This window comes from Daejeonella sp., from assembly GCF_044342615.1.
Lineage (GTDB): Bacteria > Bacteroidota > Bacteroidia > Sphingobacteriales > Sphingobacteriaceae > Daejeonella.
Genome location: NZ_JBIIPN010000170.1, coordinates 1 through 4795, shown reverse-complemented (window position 1 = coordinate 4795; position 4795 = coordinate 1). Strand labels below are relative to the sequence as shown.

The window sequence follows — 4795 nt, the reverse complement described above, 5'->3', positions numbered from 1 at the left end:
TTCCAGCATCCGGATAATCCATATAACTAAATGGTAAATAAATCAGAAATGGTGTTATTAATAGAGGAAGCGACAAAATCCATTGTGATGCTCCAACCCCCTCCCAATTGAATGCCGATCCTTTACTTAGATCGATTCTTCTATAATTCTGATTCGCAAAAAACAATACTAAAACGGTATTGACACCCAAGTTCCAAATGAGCATGACAAAATGAATCAGTAGCACTCTCCAACCAAAATAAACATAAGGTATAGTGAGCACGAAAGTTATCGATGAGAATAGAGTAAACAGTAAGAATTTGGCTTTGAAAAATTCTCTAATACTAACCTTGCTGACTAGAATTCCATCAAAATGGGCACTTTGCCAACTAAACATAAATTGTCCGTAATTAATAATAAATATACCTGTCATGAACATCCCACAAAAGAGAATAGGATAGTCACTAAGATCAGGTCTGTTATAAAAGATAAGTCCGTAAAACATGAATAATAAGCTCGTCATAATCACTGATCTAGGTCGTTTATTTCTGAGAATAAGCTTAAGTTCATTGGCTGCTAAATCGCCAGATAATCCAAATTTTCCCAAATAAGGTATTTCGGTACTCGATTTATGTGAAACACTAGCTTTGCTGAGCTCTTCCAGGTATAAATTGCTTTTCAAATACCTGAAATTCATTATAAAAATAAGTACTGCCAATACTAAAAAGATCAAGCTAATGGCTGGTATGCTTAATAATTGGTTGAAAATCTGCGCTGATAGTGTTGAGATTGAAAAGAGTTTAAATTGAAAGTCTAATAAGACAAAAAGTAGGAGCGTACCTAAGAAAACAAGCATCCAAATGGCATTTAGGTTTACTTTTCTTTTAATCCACATACTTAAAAAGTGGTTTGTAAAGGTTAATGCCAAAACACTCAATACATAAGCACCAAACACCATATAGCCATGTGCAGGAATAAGCACTTTTATTAAAAATGGCATACTTAAAAGAAGTGGAGTGATGTTAAAGGTGCTCCCTAAAGAAGTAATAGATAAATAATTTATTAATTGATTTTTTTTGAGGCGTAGGTGTAAATAGGGTCTAACAGCGAGTGTTGGAAGCTCCTGCAATTGGAAACGCATCAATAAATCCAATAGAAAGTAATAAAGTATAAAACTATTGAATGTTTGAATGCTATCTTGATTAGGAAAGGTTTTTTCAAGAATGGTATCCATGAAAAATGCTAATACCAATACATTCAGTAATAAATAGATTATCAATATTGCCATAAAAATACGCATAGCAATACTTTTACCGGTATTTTTTGAGCGCCAAAAAGCCTTTATTTGGTGGTTTAAGAAGGTTAATGTCATATCTAAAAATAAGAAAATAATTTAATTTAAAATTAATATTTATATTTTTCTTTCCACAGGGATTTTAAATGTTCACGTATTTTTTCTTCGGCCATATTTTTTCCGGGATCGTATAAAAGTGTTCCGCTGATATTTTCTGGCAGATATTCTTGTTGCGAAAAATTATTTTCGAATTGATGTGAATATTCATACTCTTTCCCATAGCCAATGTTTTTCATCAGTTTGGTGGGTGCATTTCGTAAATGGAGGGGCACGGATTGATCGCCAGTTCTTGCGACTAATTCTTGGGCTTTATTGATGGCTTCATAGCTGGCATTGCTTTTTGCTGATGATGCTAAATAAGTAACTGCTTGTGCTAATATAATTCTTGATTCGGGCCAGCCAATCACATTTACAGCTTGAAAGCAGTTATTTGCGAGTAGGAGTGCATTGGGGTTTGCATTGCCAATATCTTCAGAAGCCAAAATGACTAATCTGCGGGCAATAAATAATGGATCTTCACCACCGGCAATCATGCGTGCCAACCAATAAACTGCTGCATTTGGGTCGCTACCTCTTATGGATTTTATGAAAGCCGAAATGATATCATAGTGCTGTTCGCCAGCTTTATCATACATGGCCATATTTTGTTGCACATGCTTCATTACCAGCTCATTGGTGATAATAACTTGATCTTTATTGATGGCATTTACAACAAGCTCAAGTACATTAAGGAGCTTTCTAGCATCACCTCCCGAAAGGCGTAATAAGGCCTCATACTCATCAATGACAACTTTTTTCTCTTTTAAATGGGGGTCTTCAGCAATTGCTTTATTTAAAAGTTCCAGAAGGTCTTCTTCTTTTAGATTTTGTAAGATATAAACCTGACTTCGCGAAAGGAGAGCCGAAATTACTTCGAAGGAAGGATTTTCTGTGGTAGCACCGATGAGTGTCACTAATCCTCTTTCTACTGCGCCTAATAGAGAATCTTGTTGTGATTTTGAAAAACGGTGAATTTCATCAATAAACAAAATTGGAAGATTTTCATTTTCCTCTTTCAGTAATGCAGCTTTTTCAATAACCTCACGAATGTCTTTTACCCCCGAATTGATAGCACTTAGACTAAAAAATGGTCGCTGGAGTTGCCTAGAAATGATAAAAGCAAGCGTAGTTTTCCCAACTCCGGGTGGTCCCCACAATATTAAAGAAGGCAAGCGCCCACTTTCAATGGCCACACGTAGAATGGCTTCTTTGCCGACTAAATGTTTTTGCCCAACATAATCGTCAAGCGTTTCTGGACGCATACGTTCGGCCAATGGAGGGATGGTTGCCATTTGATGTTTCGTTTTTAAGCTATTTTTGCCTGTTCTAATGTATCGATTTTTTGAGCTTTTTTTATCTTTAAATTAGTTTTCACATTTTTATTTTCTTCCTTTTCGTTTTATGGATGAAACAATGTTAAATATATTTTATTATCCAAAAAACTCATGAAATTACTATGTTTATATTTTCAAATATATTTTACCCACATTTCTAATGCGCTTCAACAGATTTTTATTATTACTGTTTTTGGTTTTTAACTTTTCATTTTTTTCTTATTCAAAACCAATTTCTTCAAGTATTGATTCGCTTAATTGGAGTATAATCCCAAAATTATCGAGACTTTATTCATTAGAGACTAAAGAAAAAATAAATCCTAGCGAAATTTTTAATCAGCTTAAAAAAATTCAAAATACTTTGTCTTTGAATAAACAACTCAAAGCATCAGATAGTCCGCCACTTATCTTCCCCGTTTCTGCCGGTATTTATTCAGGTTCTTTTAAAACCGATTCGCTTAGCGCATATGAGCAGCTTATTTTTCTTTATAGGAATTTATGTGATCGTAAAGTAGAAGCAAGTGCGATACACTCTTACGGAATACATACTGCCTTGAATGGAGATATGGATGAATCTTTGAATATTTTTACCGAAGCTTTATCCATTAATGCCACCCTTAAAAATAATGCTGGTGTGATTAAAAACCATCAAAGTATGATGCGCATTCATGCTTTTATGGGCAATTATTTCAATGCAGTTAAATTGGGCAATACCTTGGTTGATCTTTCTTTAATAAGCCAGAATGATGTAAGCTTGGCGGATACATATTTGTTACTTTCTCAAATATTTATTAGTCAGAATAATTTTAAAGATGCTGAAAACTTGGTCATGAAGAAGGCTTTACCATTGCTTTATTATAAATTGAATGATAAAATTGGAGCTATAAAATGCTATGATCAACTGGCATTTAATTATAAAAGTCAGAAGAGGTTTTCTGAAGCTAAATGGTTTTACATCCAATCTAATTTGCTCGCTCGGAAAATAGGGCATTCAGAAAGTATAGTAAACTCATTAATCAATTTGGCACATGTCAAAATGGCAATTGGCGATTGGCAATTAGCTCTAAATGATATCCAAGAAGCCGAGCAATTGTCAGTAAAGAATCAATATAAGTTTCAATTAATTGAAATAAAAAAAGACCTTTTTGAGTTATATAGTAAATTAGGTAATTTAAATGCTGCAAATTTAGCTTTATTGCAGTTTAAGCAATTGGAAGAGGAATATTTAGTCTCAGTTCAATAAATTGTTAGTCTCAATTATGCTTAATAATCATGTATTTTGAATATATTCAACATAAATTGTGAATATTACATAAACATGTTACAAGCTTTGCCTTTGTAATTGAATATTGCAATACTTAAAGTTTAAATTTGGTATCAATTTGGATATCTTAAATCTACGATGAAATTAAAATCAGTTAAAGAAATGTTAAAGAGATTATGTCTGGCCCTTTTTATTGTTGCAGCTTTATCCTGCCAGGCCGATCCAAGAGTAAATATAATTGTAGCAGATGGCGATTTACAGCCTGACAAGCAACAATCAGTTATTGCTAAGTCATTGGTAGAATTAATGGAGAATTTCCATTATCATAAAGTAGTTATTGATGATAATTTTTCATCTATTGTTTTTGATGAGTATTTGAAGGCCTTAGATGGTGGTAAAACTTATTTTTTACAAAGTGATATTACTGAATTTGAGAAATATCGTTTAAGCTTAGATGATGATTTACGTGATGGCGATTTGAGCGTAGCTTTTTACATCTTCAATGTATATCAAAAGCGTTATAACGATCGGGTTAACTTTGCGCTAAAGGAAATTGAAAAGGATTTCAATTTTACGACTAATGATAGCTATACTTACGACCGCGAAAAATTTCCTTGGTTAAAGTCGGAAGCCGAATCCAACAGCCTTTGGTCAAAGCGTATTAAGTACGAAATGCTTAATTTAAAGATTACGGGTACTGATCAATCTAAAATTAAGGAAACCCTAAAAAAGCGTTACGAAAATCTAATATCACAGTCTACAAAGTTCAATCATCAGGATGTTTTCCAGATTTTCATGAATGCTTTTACTGGGACTGTAGATCCC

3 protein-coding genes and 1 pseudogene are annotated in these 4795 nt (G+C 33.4%); 2 read left to right on the top strand and 2 right to left on the bottom strand.

Going from position 1 to position 4795, the window contains the following annotated elements; genetic code table 11:
• Together ACIQ0D_RS11615 and ACIQ0D_RS11610 are read right to left on the bottom strand one after the other, a co-directional pair.
• A partial coding sequence (locus ACIQ0D_RS11615) for a DUF5687 family protein (RefSeq protein ID WP_395805786.1) occupies positions 1–1351 on the bottom strand: 1351 nt, incomplete at its 3' end.
• Between the two features lie 32 nt (positions 1352–1383).
• On the bottom strand, positions 1384–2664 hold the full coding sequence (locus tag ACIQ0D_RS11610; RefSeq protein ID WP_395805784.1) for a replication-associated recombination protein A: 1281 nt from the start codon (positions 2662–2664) through the stop codon (positions 1384–1386).
• 409 nt (positions 2665–3073) lie between these two features.
• Here ACIQ0D_RS11610 and ACIQ0D_RS11605 point away from each other — a divergent pair, with 409 nt between their 5' ends.
• Together ACIQ0D_RS11605 and ACIQ0D_RS11600 are read left to right on the top strand one after the other, a co-directional pair.
• Positions 3074–3949, top strand: coding sequence for a tetratricopeptide repeat protein (locus tag ACIQ0D_RS11605; RefSeq protein WP_395805782.1), 876 nt, complete (start codon positions 3074–3076; stop codon positions 3947–3949).
• Between the two features lie 159 nt (positions 3950–4108).
• Positions 4109–4795: pseudogene (locus tag ACIQ0D_RS11600) on the top strand (tail-specific protease); the annotation flags it as partial.